This window comes from Glycomyces tarimensis, from assembly GCF_054776215.1.
In genome coordinates this window covers 32,506-49,106 of the sequence record NZ_BAAHCB010000010.1, presented here as the reverse complement: position 1 = coordinate 49,106, position 16,601 = coordinate 32,506, and the positions used below count along the sequence as shown (strand labels likewise).

Sequence of the window (16,601 nt, the reverse complement as noted above, 5' to 3'; positions counted from 1 at the left end):
CCCCCCGACCCCTTGCGGGCGCTTGAGTCTTGTCCAGGGGGACGTGTCCATCACACTGTGGACTCCCCGATGTGAGGGGACCCGAGTGGCGAACCTCGACGAGGCATCGAGCGCCGTAGCCGGCCGTGCCGAGCAAGCCCGCGAGCCGTCGAGCGCTTCGCCCGGTCCCATTACCACTGTCGGTCCAGCGCCGTGACGTCGATTCCGTGAGCGGTCGCGGAACTCGATGCTCTCGTATAGTAGAGTGATTCACCTCTGCAGGCAGAAGGGCACCCTCTCGTGGACTCGAGCAATATCCTGCCCCACGGGGGCGCAGGTGTTCACTTCGAAAACCAGTTCGGGCCGGTGACTACAGTCGTGCAGGGATCGAATGTGCACGCGGTGATTCAGGCCCAACATAACGATCCGGGTCCATGGCGGGACTATTGGAATCCTGGGACGAGCGGTAGTGACTTCGTAGGTCGCGAGGCTGATATAGCCAGACTCCGTCGGGCGCTCGCTGGGAGCAACGGAGTGGCGAGGGTGCAGTCGATTGGTGGGTTCGGTGGTATCGGTAAAACTCGGCTAGCCCTGGCGTACGCAGACAGGTATGGCGACTGCCATCCCGATGGCCGGGTCTTCTATGACTTCCAGTCTTATGCCAACGATAGAGCTCCGCAAACCGCCGACCAGGCACTACTGCAGATCCTGCCGACTGTCTCTGGTCAACTTTCTGCCACAGACGTAGAGCGACTCAGTGCGGACGCGCGGCTCAGCGCCTGGCGTGAAATCATTGCTCAGCGTCAATTGTTGATGGTTTGGGACAATGTTGGCCACATTAGCCAAGTAGCGGATCTTCTGGTGCGCGGCCAAAACGGATGTGCAACCATAATCACGAGTCGCAACAGTATTGACCTCGATACCAGCATCGCGCCGTTGATCCTCAACGTCTTGGACTCAGATGAAGCTCGATCTCTATTCCGCCAGATTGCCGGATCGGATCATCCGCGTGAAAAGGTGCAAGCACTCGTCGAGGCCGATCTCCATATTCCTGTATTGATCGAGTTTCATGCCTTTCAAGTGCTGGCTGGCGAGCGCAGCCTCAGCGAGATCGTCACGGACCTCGATGCCACACCGTTGGACCCAAATGCCGATGTCCAGCAACAGCTCTTCGATCGGCTCGATGGCTCGTATCATCACCTCGATGCAGAGCAGCGCTATGCGGTGAGGGCATTCGGTGCGCACCCCGGACAATTCGCAACCGCCGCGAGCTTGGCCGCCGTCATGGGATATGACTTGGCCAAGGTGCGGCGGCTCATGGATGATCTCATCCACGCCGGCTTCGCCCGACGGCACTTCCACTCGGAGAATTCAGATTCCCATCTGCGCTCCTATACCGCGCACGACAGTCTCCGCGCCTATGCCGTCCACCAAGCCAAGGTCGAGAATGATTACAATGTCATCCAGAACCGACTGCTGGATTACTACCTGCGCAGACTCAACAGCTATTCAGACGATGATCTTCGTTGGATCAGCATCGAGCTCGGCAATATCAGTGATTGCGTACTTGCTGGTTCCAGCCACCGTAATGCCATTCTCGCCGAAGCTGCGGCTTTTCGCGCAATGCAGATCAGTCGATACAGTGAGGCCTTCACGTGTTACAGTTTCTCCGCCACGATCTGCCAGAAGGCGGGCAACAAGGTCGGCTATGCGACCGCGCAAGCCGGACTCGGCGATGTGGCATTGGCGCGCGATGAGATAGAAACAGCCGCCAATCGCTACAAATCGGCCGCAGCGCTATACAGCTCGATCGGAAATCTCCGTGGACATGCGGCCGTACTGGTAGGGTCGGGGAGTGCTGCGCTGCTGCTCGACAAGGTAGACGACGCGATGAGCAATTTTCTGGCCGCTGTCGATATCTGTAAGGATATCGGCGACAAAATCGGGCACGCTACTGCATTGCTTGGTCTTGGTCGCATGGCGATGGCACATGGTCACGAGGACAAGGCGATCAAATGCTTTCAGGATGCGGTTGATGTCTCGGAGGAATGCGGCGATCAGATTGGGCGAGTAAACGCGATGCTGGGACTTGGTCGAATCGCGCTATCAAACGGCAGCTCCGATGTCGCGGCCGGGCGATTTCAGGCGGCTCTTGACATCTGCGAGGGAATCGGCAATGAGAGCGGGCGTGCGAATGCGCTGACATCATTGGGAGATGCAGCTCTTCAAAGTCAGGACCAGGAAGCTGCTCTTGACTATTGGCGCAAGGCGGTCTCGATTTTTTCTAGCGTAGGCGCTGCGGTGGCCGCAGAGGGAGTTCTCGCCCGTATACAGCGATTTGAGGACGACGAACCTCTCGTAACTTGAGCGAGTGCCGTCGCGGGGGAACGAATGGGCCCCGGTACTACAGCAGCCGTGGGAAGATCCGGATAGCGATCCGGGGCCGGGATGCTTTGGCATCCCGGCCCCGGTCTCGTTCGTCGTCAGCGGTTCCGCAGGCAGTACTGCCTGCTTCACGCGTTCCGCATGCAGTATTACCTGCTTCACGCGTTCCGCATGAAGTCCGCCGCGCGCTCCATGTACTCCCACATGACCTGGTCGTACTCGGGAGCGAGCGCGACCTCGTCCATGGCGCGGCGCATGCACCGCAGCCAGGCGTCGCGCTCGGCCTCGCCGATCACATAGGGCGCATGGCGCATCCGAAGGCGCGGATGACCGCGCTCCTCGGAGTAGGTCTTCGGGCCGCCCCAGTACTGCTCGAGGAACATCTGGAGACGGCGGGCGGCCGGGGCGAGGTCCTCCTCGGGATAGAGCGGGCGCAGGATCGCGTCGTCGGCGACCTGCTCGTAGAAGGCGTCGGTCAACCGCTCGAACGTCTCGGCGCCGCCCACCGCCTCATAGAAGGACTGGGTGGGCGCGGGCTGGCCGGTCGGTGTGAGCGCCACGACGCCACGCGGGCTGTTGGAGGTCGACATATACCCATCTTGCCGACCTCGGGAGCCCCTGGGAACCCAACACGATGCGAGTCACACCAGGTGCGCCGCAAATCACCGCAAACTAGGCCTGCGCGCCGTCGCCACTGCCGCGTGGAACGTACACCCGTGACCCCGAGGTGGTGATCCCCGCCTCCCGCAGCGCCTCCGAGATGCGCCGGCGCAGCTCCCGCCCGGCGGCCCACTGCTCGTCGCTGGTGGTCCGCACGCCCAGGCGCACCTTGATCTCGTCGATGGTCATCTCCGTGACCCCGACGTACTCGGGCTCCGCGAGCACGTGCGCCCGCCACTCGTCGTCCTCGGCGAACTCCTCGGCGATCGCGGTGATCTTCTCGCCGACGAGCTCCAGGTCCGTGTTCGGCGGCAGCGGCGTCTCGATGATGACGTACGCCCAGCTCTGGCTCATGTTGCCGACCCGCAGGATCTGGCCGTTGCGCACGTACCACAGTGTCCCGTCGAGCGATCGGATCGTGGTCACGCGCAGCCCCATGTCGACGATCTCGCCGATCGCGTCGCCGACGTCTACGATGTCCCCGACGCCGTACTGGTCCTCGAGCAGGATGAATATCCCGGCGAGGTAGTCCTGCACGAGGTTCTGCGCGCCGAAGCCGATCGCGATGCCCGCGATGCCGGCGCTGGCGAGGATCGGCGCCAGATTGACGCTGAAGGCGCTCAGGATCAGCATGAACGCGATCGACCAGATCACGATGCCGCTGACGTGCTGGAGCACTCCGGTCAAGGTCTCGGCGCGCTGCCTGGAGCGGTCGCCGACGATCCCTTCGCGCCGTGAGGACCCTGAGGCCAGCCGCTCGGCCAGATCGGAGATCGGCTGCGGTCCGCGGACCGACGTGACCTGCTTGATGATCCTGGCAATGGTCCGATTGACGATCCAGCGCAGCACGAGCGCCGCGAGGACGATCAGCAGGACGTGGACGATCTTGTCGAGCACGGCCCCGCCGTCGACGGCGAAGCCCTCGCTCTCGGTGACCCGCCACAGCAGCGAGCACGAGTTGAGCCCCGTCTCGCAGGGGGAGTCTCCGGTGGCGGCAAGCAGTTCCAAGTTCATCCTTCTGCACCTCGGACGCCGCGACACCTGCAGGGGCCCCCGCCGTGTCGCTCGGGCCCTTCGGATCCGTCGTGGGCGGCTGTTCGACCAGACGATATTCGCTCGTCACCAAAGATCCCAGAGATCTGGGGTGCAATTTCTTGAGATTTAGGTCAAACTTGACGGGACTGATGGCTTGGAGGTATGACACCGTGATAGGTCCTCGACATAGGAGCACGCTGGACAGCGATGACCCTTCCCCAAGTGCTCATGCGCATCTCTTCAACCACAATGCGGTCACGCTCGGTTCCGCCCTCGTCCTGAACCAGAGTTACGAACCGCTGTGCGTGGTGCCAGTGAAACGAGCGGCAGTGCTGCTCCTCACTCGCAAGGCCGAGACCGTCACCCCGGGTGACGGTTTTCTTCGCAGTGAGACGATGAACATCCCGGTCCCCGCCGTCGTCCGGCTGAACCGCTACGTCGCCATCCCCAGACAGGTCGGCGCGAGCCCGTCGCGGCGCGGCGTGTTCGTCCGCGACGAGTGGCGCTGCGTGTACTGCGGCTCGTCGGCAGAGACGATCGACCACGTCGTCCCCCGTTCGAGAGGCGGCACCCACACGTGGGACAACGTCGTCGCCGCCTGCGCCCCCTGCAATCACCGCAAGAGCGACAAGACCCTGGCCGAGCTCGGCTGGCGGCTCCCTCGCGCCCCGAGGCCCCCTTCGGGCTGGCAGCTGCGCGGCTTCCGCGGCCAGCGCCGCCCCGACCCCGCCTGGGAGGCGTGGCTGCCCCGCCGCCACCACGAGCGCGAACGCGCCCTGAGACGCTGACCCCGCAACAGGACATCGGCAGGCTCGCCGGCGGCGCCGCGAAACCCGCCGGCGGGCCTTACGCGTTCGCCCAACGGCCCCGCGCTCGCGGCAGTGCCGCGGTGCGACAGGTCGCACCTCGTTACCACCTGCGGTGATGCCCGAGCCGTATCTGGATTAGTCTGAGGGCCGAGGTCACCCTGTACCTGATTTTGGGGAGCAACATGACGGTCTTCCAGGAGCTGCTGATTCTCTTCGGCGCCCCGATCCTGGTTGTGGTCGCGGTCTACGCCGCGATCTTCCTGCGCCATCCGCGCCCGCAGTCCCGCTACCGCCCCGGCGAGCCGTACGACTTCAAGCCGGTCTGGTTCGTCGCCCGCGACGGCGACATCGGCCCGCGGTCCCACCCGGGCGCGGCGGCCGAGATCGAGTCCGGCGACTCGCCGGACTCCAGCGGCGAGCCTATCGCCAGCGGACCCAAAGGAGGCGCACATGGCCAGTGGTAGCAGCGTCGAGGTCAGGACCGTGACCGATCAGAGCCTCGAGCACCTCCATCCCGCCGTCCTCGACGGCCCGTTCGACGTCAAGCAGCTGCTGCACCTCGACCAGGCGCTGAGCGCGGCCGAGCGCGAAGGCGGCGGCCTGCATTACAGCGTCTACGTGGGACCGTTGCACGACCCGGTGCGGGGCGCGGCCGAGAACCTGCACGACCGACTGGCGGACCCGGACCGCTCGGTCCTCATCGCGGTCGCGCCCGAGCAGCGGCAGCTGGAGATCGTGACCGGCAAACTCGCCCAGGAGAAGATCCCGGACCGCTCGGCGGCCCTGGTGGTCTTCTCCATGGAGGCCGCCTTCGGCGCCGGGCAGCTCGCCGGCGGCGTCATCACCGGTCTGCGGATGCTGGCCGAGACGGCCGCGAACGCTTAGACAACGCCAAGGCGGGCCCGGAATCAGGATTCCGGGCCCGCCTTCGTCGTCCTCGCCTCAGCGGCGCTCTTGGGGCATCTGGCGGTCGAGCAGTCCCTCGGCGTCGGTCATCTCCAGCTTGTCGATGAACTCGACCCACGACAGGGAGTCGGGGACGCTCTCCCTGATGGAGAGCACGGTCGTTCCCGGAATCCGCATCGTCAACGTCGCCGGCGTCCCCAGCTGCTTCTGCGCCAGCACCGCCTCGGTCGGCTGGCCGTTGAGGCCGCGGGCGAGCTCGAAGACCGCCGCCTCGTTCTCCTTGGCCACCGGCACCCAGTCCATGTCCCGCTTCAGCAGCAGCGCGGCCCCGAGCTTGCGGCCCTCCTGCTCGCCGTCGTACTGGAGCAGCAGGCGGTTCGCGTCCCCCCGGGCGCTGACGAGGCGCCACGCCTCGTCGGTGACGTCGACCAGCTGCCCCTGGAACCGCTCGATCGAGGAGCGGACCTGCTTGGCCAGGCGGCGCTCGGCCAGCGGCTTCGCGACCAGGCGGAACACCGCGACGAGCGCGCCCAGCACGACCACGCCGATCGCCGCGGCGGCGACCTCGTGCAGACCGAGCAGGATGCTCTCCATGACCGCGACCGGCACGAGGACGCCCGAGCTGAAGCCGAGCAGCGGCTTGAGCCAGAACGGGCCGCCGGCGCCGGGCATGCGCAGCGGCGCCATGAGCCCGACCGTGCCCGCCACGACGAGCGAGATCCCGACGAGCGTCGGCGCCGGCGCTGCGGTCCGCTCAAGCCAGGAGACGGCCCACCACGACAGGAAGACCGCGCTGATCGTGACGGCGGGGATGAGCAGTACGACCGCGAACAGGAGCTGCTGCGGCTGCGGCCGGGTGCGCGAAGCCACGACGGGACCGAGTAGCAGCAGCGGAAGGACGATCCCGAACAACGCGACCAGGGTGGCGCTGACGGTGACCACCGGCAAAAGCGCAGACAAGACTGCTTTCTCCTTTTGGACTGAACGGAGCCGAGGGGCGGGTTCGCCAGAGCTTACCAATGGCCCCAAAAACCCTCGGGGCTCCGGGAGCGGCATCCCGGAGCCCCGAGGGGTGATGTACTGCGTCGTCAGACGGCGTTCCTGTCGCAGGCGCGGCCGGCGAGCGCGCGCGCCACGTCGGCACGCCCCTCGGCGACCCCGCGCTTGACCGGCGCGGGCCGGTCCTCGGCGAGCCAGGCGTCGAGCACCTCGAGCGTCTCGGTCTCGATCAGGTTGGACGGGAAGGCCATCTTCGAGAACTCCACGGCCTGCTGTGCGCCGAGCTTCTCCCACAGCACCGGCACGGCCTCCAGGTAGCGGCCCAGATAGGGGCGCACCAGGTCGGCCTGGTCGAGCGGGGAGAAGCCCATCATCGAGGAGCGCCGGATGTAGTTCTCGGTACTCGGGTCGGCGATCCGCTCCCAGGCGCGCTCCTTGGCGGCCTCGGTCGGCACCGCGGCGCGGGCGATGAACGACAGGCGTTTGCCGTCCGCGGTGTCGTCGCGCTCGAGCTCGCGGTCGATCGCGGATTCGTCGACCGCGCCGCAGGCGACCAGGCCGGTCAGCAGCGCCCAGCGCAGGTCCGCGTCGACGGCCAGGCCCTCGGGCACGTCCTCTCCCGCCAGCCATCCGCGGATGCGGGCCAGGTCGGCTTCGGAGCGCGAGGCCGAGGCGTACGCCTTGGCCCAGGAACGCTGCATGTCGCTGCCGGTGTCGGCGGATTCCATCGCCTGGCGGGCGGCCTGCGCCCACCGCTCGCGCAGTTCGGCGCGGACGGCCGGGTCGGCGTAGGCCAGCGAGGCGGCGACCTGCCGCTGGGCGACGGTGACGATGTTGATGTCGGTCTCGGACGGCAGGCTGGTCGCGCCCTGTGCGACGTACCGGCGGGCGGGCAGCTCGGCGTCGCGGAGCATGTCCCAGGCTGCCGACCAGATCAGCGCGCGCGGCAGGGAGTCGTCCAGCGCCGAGGTGTGCTCGACGGTGGTCGCCAGGCTCCGCGGGTCCAGGCGGATCTTCGCGTAGGTCAGGTCGTCGTCGTTGAGCAGCAGCAGATCCGGCCGGCGGACCCCGGCGAGCTCGGCGATCTCGGTGGACTCGCCGGTGACGTCGGCCTCGATGCGGTCGCGGCGCACCAGCGATGCCCCGTCGAGGTCGTACAGGCCCACGGCGATGCGGTGGGTGCGCGTGGTCGGGTGCTCGTCCGGGACCTCCTGGAGGACCGCGACGCGCCGGTAGACGCCGCTCGCGTCGACATCGATCTCCGGGCGCAGCGTGGAGACGCCGGCGGTGCGCAGCCAGGTGTCGGCGAAGTCGGCGAGCGGCTTGCCGCAGGCGGCCTCCAGCTCGGTGAGCAGGTCGGAGAAGATCGCGTTGCCGAACTGGTGCTTCTGGAAGTAGCTGCGCAGGCCCTCCAGGAACGGGTCGATGCCGACGTAGGCGACCAACTGCTTGAGGATCGAGGCGCCCTTGGCGTAGGTGATGCCGTCGAAGTTCGCCTGGACCGCGTCGGTGTCGTCCATGTCGGTGTACACCGGGTGCGTCGTCGGCTGCTGGTCCTGGCCGTAGCCCCAGTTCTTGCGGGCCGAGAGGAACGTCGTCCACGCGCCGTTGAATCGGGTGGCCTCGACGTTGGCCCAGTGGCTGGCCCATTCGGCGAAGGACTCGTTGAGCCACAGGTCGTCCCACCAGCGCATGGTGACCAGGTCGCCGAACCACATGTGCGCCATCTCGTGGAGGATCACGTTGGCGCGCTGTTCGAGCTCGAAGTCGGTGACCTGGCTGCGGAACAGGAACGAGGCCTCGGCGATCGTGATGCAGCCGAAGTTCTCCATCGCGCCGAAGTTGTACTCGGGGGCGAAGACCTGGTCGTACTTCGGCAGCGGGTAGCGCACGCCGAAGTGCTCGTGGAAGTGGTCGAAGCCTTGGCGGGTGATCTCGAAGACCCCTTCCGGGTCGAGATACTCCTTCATGGACTGTCGGCAGTAGATGCCCAGGTCGATGCCGTCGTGCGTCTCGTGGATCCCGACGTAGGGACCGGCGCAGATCGCCGTGATGTACGGGCTCATGCGCGGCGAGGTCTCGAACAGCGTGACCTTGAGGCGCAGCTCGTCGACGACCGTCTCGGCGGCCGCCGGCATGTTCGAGATCACCTTCCAGTGCTCGGGGGTGCGGGCCTGGAAGGTGAAGGCCGCTTTCAGGTCGGGCTGGTCGAAGCAGGCGTAGACGCGCTGGGCGTCGGCCACCTCGAACTGCGAGTACAGGTACGTCTCCTCGTCGACCGGGTCGGTCATGCGGTGGAGGCCCTGACCGTCGGTCGAGTAGGCGCAGATCGCGTTCACCACGAGGGTGTTGTCGGCGGCCAGGTTCGCGATCTTCAGGCCGTCCTTCGAGTCGAAGGCGCTGATGTCGACCGGCTCGCCGTTGAGGTAGGCGTCTTCGATGCGTTCGGCGGCGATCTCGATGAAGGTCTCCGCGCCCGGTTCGGAGCAGGAGAAGGTCACCGATGTACGGGAGGAGAAGGTGTCGCCTTCGGCGTGGCCGGTCAGGTCGAGCTCCACGTGGTAGGAGTCGACGGTCAGCAGCTCGGCTCGTCGCCGGGCCTCGTCTCGCGTGAGCGTGTGCGTTGCCGCCACAATGCCTCCGGTCTCTATGCGGGTGGAACCGTTCATCGCTCGATATCCGCGCGAGGATGAATGCGGTCTACTTCTGCAGTGATGCTACTTGCCGGCCATGCGGGGAGGCGAGGTCATATCAGGGCCGTGAGTCGTCGGGAGTGTCATTCACCGAATGCGCGGGATCCTTCGACAGCGCGCGGTGCGACGCCGGTATACGAGGCGTTCAAGCCCGCTCGACCCGCGTGGCAGGCTGAGCATGCCGAAGAGTTATACGCCTATGGAATCGCCGACGCATGCGATGCTTCGCATTCTTGCGGGGAATTCCGAGCAAGGGCCTCGGAAGGGTGCGGCGGTCGGATTTCCGAGATTACAGTCACGCCGCTCGAGACGAACGTTCCGCATTGCACAAGGCGCCTTCGGTCCGGCCCTACGACTCGAACAGGCATGTGCTTTTGCCAATGATCAGGGGCGCACACCGATTCGAGGCCGAGGCGGGCCGCGGCGCGAAGCCCGGTCGTCCGCAACGGTGTGTCACATCCCGGGAGTCCGCTCGGCGGCTGCGGCCGGAGCCGGCAGCTCGATTACGCTGACGGCGTGAGTGCAGCACACCCGATCCAGCAGGCGTGGCTTTCCACTGGTCAGACCGGTGCGAAGAACTACGACGAGTTCCCCGACGAAACCGAGATCACCCGCATCATCGAGGCCAACCCGGCGAGTGTCCTGGGCGTCGAGATGCCCGCCCACACGCCCGAGGCGGTGTCTTCGGGGCTGAGCTTCGAGCAGGCTCTGCCGTACGCGGCCGAGCGCCTCGCCGCCCTCAAGGAGGCCGGACGCTTCGCCTCCTTCGGCGACGTCGCGGTCGCCTACCGCATCTCCGGCGGTGCCGAACCGGTCGCCTACGGCGTGTTCTGCATGGTCGACACCTCCGAGATCTCCTCCTCTGCCGAGGAGCCGGGCAAGGTCATCCGCAATGAGGACGTCTTCATCGAGAAGGTCAAGCAGCGCAACGAGCTCAACCAGCAGCTGCGCCACCTCCTCAGCCCCGTCCTGCTGTTGCAGTCGGGCCGCGGCGAGGACCTCCACGCCGCCATCGCCGACGCGATCGCGCGGGCGGGCGATCCGGTCGCCTCCGACGTCGACGAGTCCGGCAGGACCCACGAGATCTGGGCGATCGGCGGCGACGCCGGCGTCGCCCTCACCGACCTCGCCGGCGACGGCGACCTCATCGTCGCCGACGGCAACCACCGCTCCCTGGCCGCGCAGGTCGGCGGGCTCGACCGCTTCCTCGCGGTCGTGACCACCCCGCAGTCGGTCACGATCCGCCCCTACCACCGCCTCGTGGCGGGACTGCCCGGCTCGGCCGCGCAGCTGGTGCAGCAGATCGCTCAGATCGGCGCGACCGTGACCGAGGTCGACGGCCCGCCCCAGACCCCCGCCGAAGGCGGCACCGTGGTGCTCTACGGCTCCGGCCGCACCTGGGAGGTCTCCTTCGGGGACGTTGAGGGCACCGTCATCGACCGGCTCGACCACACCCGCGTCGAGCAGGAGGTCTTCGGCGGCCTCCTCGGCTGGGACGCCGGCGACAAGCGCATCACCTACGTGGGCGGCGACTACCCGGCCTCCTGGCTGGCCGAGCAGGTCGACGCCGGCAAAGCCGACCTGGCGATCCTCATCGCGCCGGTCACCGTGGACGACTTCATCGACGTGAACCTCCAGCGGCTCAAGATGCCCCGCAAGTCGACGTGGTTCGTGCCCAAGGCCCGCGCCGGCCTCACCATCTCCGAGCTCCCGAAGCGATAGGGTAGGTATCCGTGCGCATCTATCTCGGTTCCGACCACGCCGGTCTCGAACTCAAGGACCACCTGGTGAAGCATCTGAGTGGCCGCGGCTTCGACGTGGTCGACGTCGGCCCGTTCGCCTACGACGCCGAGGACGACTACCCGCCGTACTGCCTGAACGCCGCCGCCAAGGTCGTGGCCGACCCCGGCAGCCTCGGAGTCGTCGTCGGCGGCTCTGGCAACGGCGAGCAGATCGCGGCCAACAAGGTCGAAGGCTGCCGTGCCGCACTCGCCTGGAGCGTCGAGACCGCCAAGCTCGGGCGCCAGCACAACGACGCGAACGTCATCGCCATCGGCGGTCGGATGCACAGCATCGAGGACGCCACGAGTTTCGTCGACGCGTTCGTCGAGGAGGACTTCTCGGGCGCCGAGCGCCACCAGCGCCGCATCGACCAGCTCGCGGAGTACGAGCGGACCCGCGAGTTGCCGGAGCTCTAGACGACGAACGGTGAAGGCCCGGAGTCCCTTCCGGGCCTTCACCGTTCGCGACAACGACTCGAATTCAAGTGCTCGAATCTGGAGCTCATGGACACGTGTTGGTAGCGTCAACACATGTCCAAGGGATTTCGCGTACTGCTTCAGATTCTCCAGGTGCTCAGCCTGCTGGCGACCCTGCTCTTCATGGCCTTCACGTTCTTGATGACCTACCTCGACCTCGAAGGCACCGCTCGCGAAGAGCACTTCGTCGGCACCTGGGTCATCGGCTTCGGCGTCCTCGCCATCGCGTTCTCGCCGGCGCTGTGGTCGCTGCACCGCGGCGGCGCCTCCGCCCCGCCCCCGTCCGCCGGCGGCTTCGACCGAGTCGGCGAGCAACCGCAGGCCTCACCGCGTCCGGGCAGCGGCTTCGAGCCGATCACTGCCGAGCGCGCGCCCGCGCCGCCGGCCAGCTCCTACGGCCAACCCTCGGGACCGGCGTTCGGCGCGCAACCGTCCTCCGGCGGCATGCCGCCCACCTCGCCGCCACCGGCCGCCTCCCCATGGGGCGGCAGGTAGGAACCAGCCGTCCCAAAGGGCACGAGAGCGACGCGAGACGGTTCCGGAACGGTAACCGTCGGCGACGCCGCCGCGGTGCCCGCAGCGCACGCCGAAACGCGCGTTGACCCTCGGTGACGAGGCGACACGCCGCCGGGTTGCCCTTTGAGACGATGCGAACAACGCGCACCGCGTGGACCGCGCGGGGTGGGGCGCTGGCGTTAGGCTAGTGCGATCACCACCCATTCGTGAAGGAACCGCGCCCCATGACGAACGCCACCGTCGACCTCGTCTGCGGCCCGGCCGACCCCCTGCCGGGGTCAGAGCAGAGCTACCGGCTCACCGGCATGCTCGGCTCGGGCGGCCAGGCCGACGTCTACCAGGCCGTCCGCATGTCCGCAGGCATCTCCTCCGCGCCGCTGACCGTCAAGGTCTTCCGCCTCAACCCCGCCGAGCCGCGCGAGCAGCAGTTCCGGTCCTGGGACAAGGGCGACGCGGTCCTGATGGACCTCCACAGCCGAGGCGTCGGCGCCATCTGCCGGCGCATCGACGCCTTCTACGGGCGCATGCCGCACCACGTGAGCCAGCCGCCCAGCGGCGAGCCCGTCCCGTTCCAGGTCCTCGAATACCTGCCGGGCCACGACCTGCGCCAGCTGCTGACCCAGCGCCTCGGCCGCGTCGACGCCGCCCGCACCCTCCAAGCGGTCGTCAACGTCATGCTCGCCATGCATCACCCGCCGACCGGCGCGCATCCGGTCCTGCACATGGACCTCAAACCGGCCAACGTCATCATCGGCCCGGACGGCAATGCGAAGGTCATCGACTTCACCGGTGCCCGCTACTACACGCCGGCCCACCTGACGACCATCGCCTACACGCGCGAGACGGCCGGCCCGGAGGCCCACGAGGGCCGTGTCGGCCCGGCCTACGACGTCCACGGCTTCGGTTCCATCGCGTTCTTCCTCGTCACCGGCGCCAGCGCCCGGACCGACTCGCCGGGACACACGAACTCGGTGCCGTGGGCGCGGCTGCGCCGCCACCCGATCCTCGAGTCGAACCCGCGCCTGCGCGAGCTGCTCACCGCCCCGCTGGACGACAACCCGGAGAACCGGCCCCGCACCGAAGAGCTCTCGCGCTGGATCGCCGAGCTGACCACCGTCGTCCGCCAGTCCAACGTGCCCGACCTCGGCGTCGATTGGGGCGGTCCGAACGGTCACGGGGTGAACGGCACGGCCGCCACGAGGGTCCTCGGCGGTCCGGTCGCCGCGCCGATGGCCACGGCCGTCCACGCGCCTTCGGCCGCCGACGCGGGCGGCACCCGCGTCATGGAGTCCGCCGACGTCGGTGCGTCCCCGCCCGCGCCGGAGCAGCGGATCGCCGGGCGCGTCCGCGTGCCCGACCAGGGCAGCGGCGACTACCTGCACGGCCGGGCGAACAACAAGGGTCAGCTCCCGCGTCTGCGTCTGGCGAACGACCCGCCCGAGGACGGCGTCGACGAGCGCCACGGGCGCGACGAGCCGCTGCACCCGCTGCTCGGTCCGCCCGGGAGCCTGTCCAAGGGCTTCGAGCTGAGCATCATCGGCGGGCTGTTCTCGCTGATCATGTGGCTGATGCTGGCGATCCAGCAGGGTACCGACAACATTCGCACCCAGGTGATCAGCTACCTGCTGGTCCTCGGCGTCGCCGTGGGCCTGTTCTTCCTGATCCGCGTCCTCGGCGGCATGTTCTGGGGCCGCATGCTCGGGGCCAAGCGCCGCACCGCCAGACTCACGCACCTGTTGACGGGCGTGTTCCTGTTCGTGGTCGGCATGAGCTACCTCGACCAGTTGCGGTGGGAGTGGCTGGACTTCGACTTCAACCCGATCGACTGGTTCACCGGGTTGTTCGGTTGACGCGGCACCACGGCCCGGGCCGCTACGCTCGGGAAACACCGGTGCGCCGGTGGCTCGCGGACCGTGATCTCCTCGACCCCGAACACCGGCCGCCGAAGCCCTGACCTCCGCACATGGCAGGCTGTGGCCCATGACCACCGACACCGAGCTCGCTCGCGACATCTACCGCCGATCCCACCTGACCGGTGAGTTCACGCTCCGGTCCGGGGTGGTGGCGCACGAGTACTTCGACAAGTACCTGTTCGAGTCCGATCCGGTGATGCTGCGGCGCGTCGCCGAGGCCCTGACGCCGTTCGTCCCCGCCCACGGGGTGGACGCGCTGGCGGGGCTGGAGACCGGCGGCATTCCGCTGGCCGTGATGCTCTCGCAGGTGACCGGTCTGCCGGCGCTGTTCGTCCGCAAGCAGGCCAAGACGTACGGCACGTGCCGGCTCGCCGAGGGCGGCGAGGTCGAAGGGCGGCGGCTGTTCATCGTGGAGGACGTCGTGACCTCCGGCGGGGCGGTGCTCGAAGCGGTGGAGGAGCTGCGTCAGCGCGGCGCGACGGTCGAGCAGGCCGTGTGCGTGATCGACCGCGAGGCCGGCGGGGCGAAGCACCTCGCTGACGGCGGGATCGAGCTGAAGTCCCTGTTCACGATGACCGAGCTCAAGGCCGCCGGAGAGCCGACCGCGTAAGCGGCCCGGCGTCAGCGGGCCCAGAGCCAGATCTCGGAGCCCTTGGGGATCTCGTCGCCGGGATCCTTCGACTGGTCGAAGACCGTGCCGGTGAACCAGATCTGACCGGTCTTGACCACGAAACCGAGCGATTCGAGCTGCTCGCGGGCGTCGTCGAGGTTCATGCCGACCACGTCGGGGACCTCGACGGGCTCGCGGCCCCCGGAGACGACCAGATCGATCTCCTGGTCCGGCGCGGCGGGCTCGCCCGAGCCGGGCGAGTGCTCGATGACCGCGCCCTCGGGGATGGTGTCGCTGTAGCGCTCGGTCACGTCGCCGACGTCGAGCCCTTCGGCCTCGATGCGTTCCTCGGCCTGGTCCTCGTCGAGGCCGACCAGATCCGGCACGGTCAGCGGCGGCGCGCCGTCGGAGACGATGAGGGTCACCACGCCGCCGGCCTTGATCTCCGTTCCGGCCGCCGGGGAGGTGCCGATGACCTCGCCGCTGTCGTGCTCGGTGCTGTAGTCGCGTTCGACCGTCACCTCCGCGAACGCCTCGAGCTCGGCGTGTGCCTCGTCTTCGTCGACGCCGGCGAGCTCGGGGACCGTGTACCGCTCGGGCCCGAGCGAGAGCGTGACGGTGATGGTGCCGCCCGAGCGGATGCGCTCGCCCACGCCGGGGTCTTGGGCGAGCACCTGTTCTTCGGGGACGCTCTCGCTGTACCGGCCGTCGGTGAACTCGACCGTGAAGCCCCGCTCCTCGGCGAAGGCGGCCACGGACGAGGCGTCCTGGTCGAGCAGCGACGGCGCCGAGGTGTAGCGGCCGACGCCGATCCACCATCCGGCGACCGCCACGCCCGCGAGCATGGCGACGATCGCGATGAGTGTGATGAGCGCCTTCCACGACCGCCGCGGCTTCGCCGAGGGCACCACCATCGTGGTCTGGACCGCCCTGGTGGGGCGCGGGAGTTGTCCGGCGGCGGTGGCGTCGGCGCGCGCGTCGACGGCGCCGAGTCGGCGCGCGAAGGCCCCGGCGTCGACCGGGCGCGCGGACGGGTCGCGGCTGGCCGCGAGCATGACCAGTTGCGCCAGGCCGTCGGGGACATCTTGGGCGATGAGCCTGGGGGAGGGGACCTCCTCGGTGAGGTGCCGCTGGGCGACCTCGGCCGGGTCGGGTCCGTCGAAGGGGACCTCGCCGGTGAGCAGCTCGTAGAGCAGGATCGCGGTGGAGTAGACGTCGCTGGCGGGGCTCGCGGGCTCGCCTCGCACCAGTTCGGGGGCGACGTAGGCGGCGGTGGCCAGCAGCGGTCCGCCGCGGCGGTTCTCGCCGTGGACGGCCTCGGCGAGCCCGAAGTCGACGACCTTGACGCGGTCGCCGCGGCCGCCGTTCTTGAGCAGGATGTTCTCGGGCTTGATGTCGCGGTGGACGAGCCCGGCGTCGTGAGCGGCCTGGAGGCCGTCGAGGATCTGGCCGCCCAGTTCCGCGGCCTCTTCGATGCGCAGGCGCCGGCGCCGGTTGAGCAGGTCCCGCAGGGTGGTGCCCGGCACGTACTCCATGACGATGTAGGGAAGCCCGTCGTGGATGCCCTGGTCGAAGACCGCGACGATGTTCGGATGCGACAGGCGGGCGATGGTGCGCGCCTCGTGCGTGAACGCGTCGAGGTCGAAGCCGGCGATGCCGGTGGCCGTGATCATCTTCACGGCGACGGGACGGTCGAGCCGATCGTCGTGCGCTTCGTAGACCGACGCCATGCCGCCGTTCGCGATCAGCCGCTGGAGCCGGTAGCGCCCGTCGATCAGCGCACCGGTCAGGTCCCCAGTGGTGGTCGTCAACCCGCACCGCCTTCTGTGTGATCACTC

At 68.0% G+C, this 16,601-nt stretch carries 14 protein-coding genes; 9 read left to right on the top strand and 5 right to left on the bottom strand.

Going from position 1 to position 16,601, the window contains the following annotated elements:
- The first annotated feature begins 522 nt into the window (after nucleotides 1-522).
- The gene (locus ACYVK3_RS10205) at nucleotides 523-2,346 is read left to right on the top strand and encodes a tetratricopeptide repeat protein (protein WP_460497200.1); all 1,824 of its coding nucleotides are present in this window, start codon (nucleotides 523-525) and stop codon (nucleotides 2,344-2,346) included.
- Nucleotides 2,347-2,522: 176 nt separating this feature from the next.
- On the opposite strand, the gene ACYVK3_RS10200 is transcribed toward ACYVK3_RS10205, so the two are convergent.
- Both ACYVK3_RS10200 and ACYVK3_RS10195 read right to left on the bottom strand, forming a co-directional pair.
- Entirely contained in the window at nucleotides 2,523-2,954 is a 432-nt protein-coding gene (locus ACYVK3_RS10200) for a globin (protein WP_460497199.1), read from the bottom strand.
- 82 nt (nucleotides 2,955-3,036) lie between these two features.
- Entirely contained in the window at nucleotides 3,037-4,032 is a 996-nt protein-coding gene (locus ACYVK3_RS10195) for a mechanosensitive ion channel family protein (protein WP_460497198.1), read from the bottom strand.
- Between the two features lie 305 nt (nucleotides 4,033-4,337).
- On the opposite strand from ACYVK3_RS10195, the gene ACYVK3_RS10190 reads away from it, so the two are divergent.
- The 3 genes from ACYVK3_RS10190 to ACYVK3_RS10180 all read left to right on the top strand — a co-directional run bounded on the left by ACYVK3_RS10190 (nucleotide 4,338) and on the right by ACYVK3_RS10180 (nucleotide 5,753).
- The gene (locus ACYVK3_RS10190) at nucleotides 4,338-4,847 is read left to right on the top strand and encodes an HNH endonuclease (RefSeq protein ID WP_460497226.1); all 510 of its coding nucleotides are present in this window, start codon (nucleotides 4,338-4,340) and stop codon (nucleotides 4,845-4,847) included.
- A gap of 203 nt (nucleotides 4,848-5,050) precedes the next feature.
- The gene (ctaJ, locus tag ACYVK3_RS10185; protein ID WP_460497197.1) at nucleotides 5,051-5,332 is read left to right on the top strand and encodes an aa3-type cytochrome oxidase subunit CtaJ; all 282 of its coding nucleotides are present in this window, start codon (nucleotides 5,051-5,053) and stop codon (nucleotides 5,330-5,332) included.
- Nucleotides 5,319-5,753, top strand: coding sequence for a DUF5130 family protein (locus ACYVK3_RS10180; RefSeq protein WP_460497196.1), 435 nt, complete (start codon nucleotides 5,319-5,321; stop codon nucleotides 5,751-5,753). The genes ctaJ and ACYVK3_RS10180 overlap by 14 nt, the downstream gene beginning before the upstream one ends.
- Nucleotides 5,754-5,810: 57 nt before the next feature.
- Here ACYVK3_RS10180 and ACYVK3_RS10175 read toward each other — a convergent pair whose 3' ends face one another.
- Together ACYVK3_RS10175 and pepN are read right to left on the bottom strand one after the other, a co-directional pair.
- On the bottom strand, nucleotides 5,811-6,734 hold the full coding sequence (locus tag ACYVK3_RS10175; protein WP_460497195.1) for a hypothetical protein: 924 nt from the start codon (nucleotides 6,732-6,734) through the stop codon (nucleotides 5,811-5,813).
- A 128-nt stretch (nucleotides 6,735-6,862) separates the two neighbouring features.
- Nucleotides 6,863-9,442 (bottom strand): M1 family aminopeptidase, encoded by a 2,580-nt coding sequence (pepN, locus tag ACYVK3_RS10170; protein ID WP_460497194.1) that lies wholly within the window; start codon nucleotides 9,440-9,442, stop codon nucleotides 6,863-6,865.
- A 540-nt stretch (nucleotides 9,443-9,982) separates the two neighbouring features.
- On the opposite strand from pepN, the gene ACYVK3_RS10165 reads away from it, so the two are divergent.
- From ACYVK3_RS10165 to pyrE, 5 genes are all read left to right on the top strand, one after another.
- On the top strand, nucleotides 9,983-11,188 hold the full coding sequence (locus tag ACYVK3_RS10165) for a DUF1015 domain-containing protein (RefSeq protein ID WP_460497193.1): 1,206 nt from the start codon (nucleotides 9,983-9,985) through the stop codon (nucleotides 11,186-11,188).
- 11 nt (nucleotides 11,189-11,199) lie between these two features.
- On the top strand, nucleotides 11,200-11,664 hold the full coding sequence (locus tag ACYVK3_RS10160) for an RpiB/LacA/LacB family sugar-phosphate isomerase (RefSeq protein WP_460497192.1): 465 nt from the start codon (nucleotides 11,200-11,202) through the stop codon (nucleotides 11,662-11,664).
- A 114-nt stretch (nucleotides 11,665-11,778) separates the two neighbouring features.
- On the top strand, nucleotides 11,779-12,219 hold the full coding sequence (locus ACYVK3_RS10155) for a hypothetical protein (protein WP_460497191.1): 441 nt from the start codon (nucleotides 11,779-11,781) through the stop codon (nucleotides 12,217-12,219).
- A 245-nt stretch (nucleotides 12,220-12,464) separates the two neighbouring features.
- Nucleotides 12,465-14,090 carry a serine/threonine protein kinase gene (locus ACYVK3_RS10150; protein ID WP_460497190.1) on the top strand — a complete coding sequence of 542 codons (1,626 nt, stop codon included), beginning with the start codon at nucleotides 12,465-12,467 and terminating at the stop codon, nucleotides 14,088-14,090.
- 130 nt (nucleotides 14,091-14,220) lie between these two features.
- The gene (gene pyrE / locus ACYVK3_RS10145) at nucleotides 14,221-14,763 is read left to right on the top strand and encodes an orotate phosphoribosyltransferase (RefSeq protein WP_460497189.1); all 543 of its coding nucleotides are present in this window, start codon (nucleotides 14,221-14,223) and stop codon (nucleotides 14,761-14,763) included.
- Nucleotides 14,764-14,774: 11 nt separating this feature from the next.
- On the opposite strand, the gene ACYVK3_RS10140 is transcribed toward pyrE, so the two are convergent.
- Nucleotides 14,775-16,574 carry a Stk1 family PASTA domain-containing Ser/Thr kinase gene (locus ACYVK3_RS10140; RefSeq protein ID WP_460497188.1) on the bottom strand — a complete coding sequence of 600 codons (1,800 nt, stop codon included), beginning with the start codon at nucleotides 16,572-16,574 and terminating at the stop codon, nucleotides 14,775-14,777.
- Between the last annotated feature and the right edge of the window lie 27 nt (nucleotides 16,575-16,601).

What these genes read in the sequence shown, in the direction of transcription:
- ACYVK3_RS10200 (WP_460497199.1), bottom strand. Translation starts at nt 2,954, where the DNA reads ATGTCGACCTCCAACAGCCCGCGTGGCGTCGTGGCGCTCACACCGACC.
- ctaJ (WP_460497197.1), top strand. Translation starts at nt 5,051, where the DNA reads ATGACGGTCTTCCAGGAGCTGCTGATTCTCTTCGGCGCCCCGATCCTG.
- ACYVK3_RS10180 (WP_460497196.1), top strand. Translation starts at nt 5,319, where the DNA reads ATGGCCAGTGGTAGCAGCGTCGAGGTCAGGACCGTGACCGATCAGAGC.
- pepN (WP_460497194.1), bottom strand. Translation starts at nt 9,442, where the DNA reads ATGAACGGTTCCACCCGCATAGAGACCGGAGGCATTGTGGCGGCAACG.
- ACYVK3_RS10155 (WP_460497191.1), top strand. Translation starts at nt 11,779, where the DNA reads ATGTCCAAGGGATTTCGCGTACTGCTTCAGATTCTCCAGGTGCTCAGC.
- ACYVK3_RS10150 (WP_460497190.1), top strand. Translation starts at nt 12,465, where the DNA reads ATGACGAACGCCACCGTCGACCTCGTCTGCGGCCCGGCCGACCCCCTG.
- pyrE (WP_460497189.1), top strand. Translation starts at nt 14,221, where the DNA reads ATGACCACCGACACCGAGCTCGCTCGCGACATCTACCGCCGATCCCAC.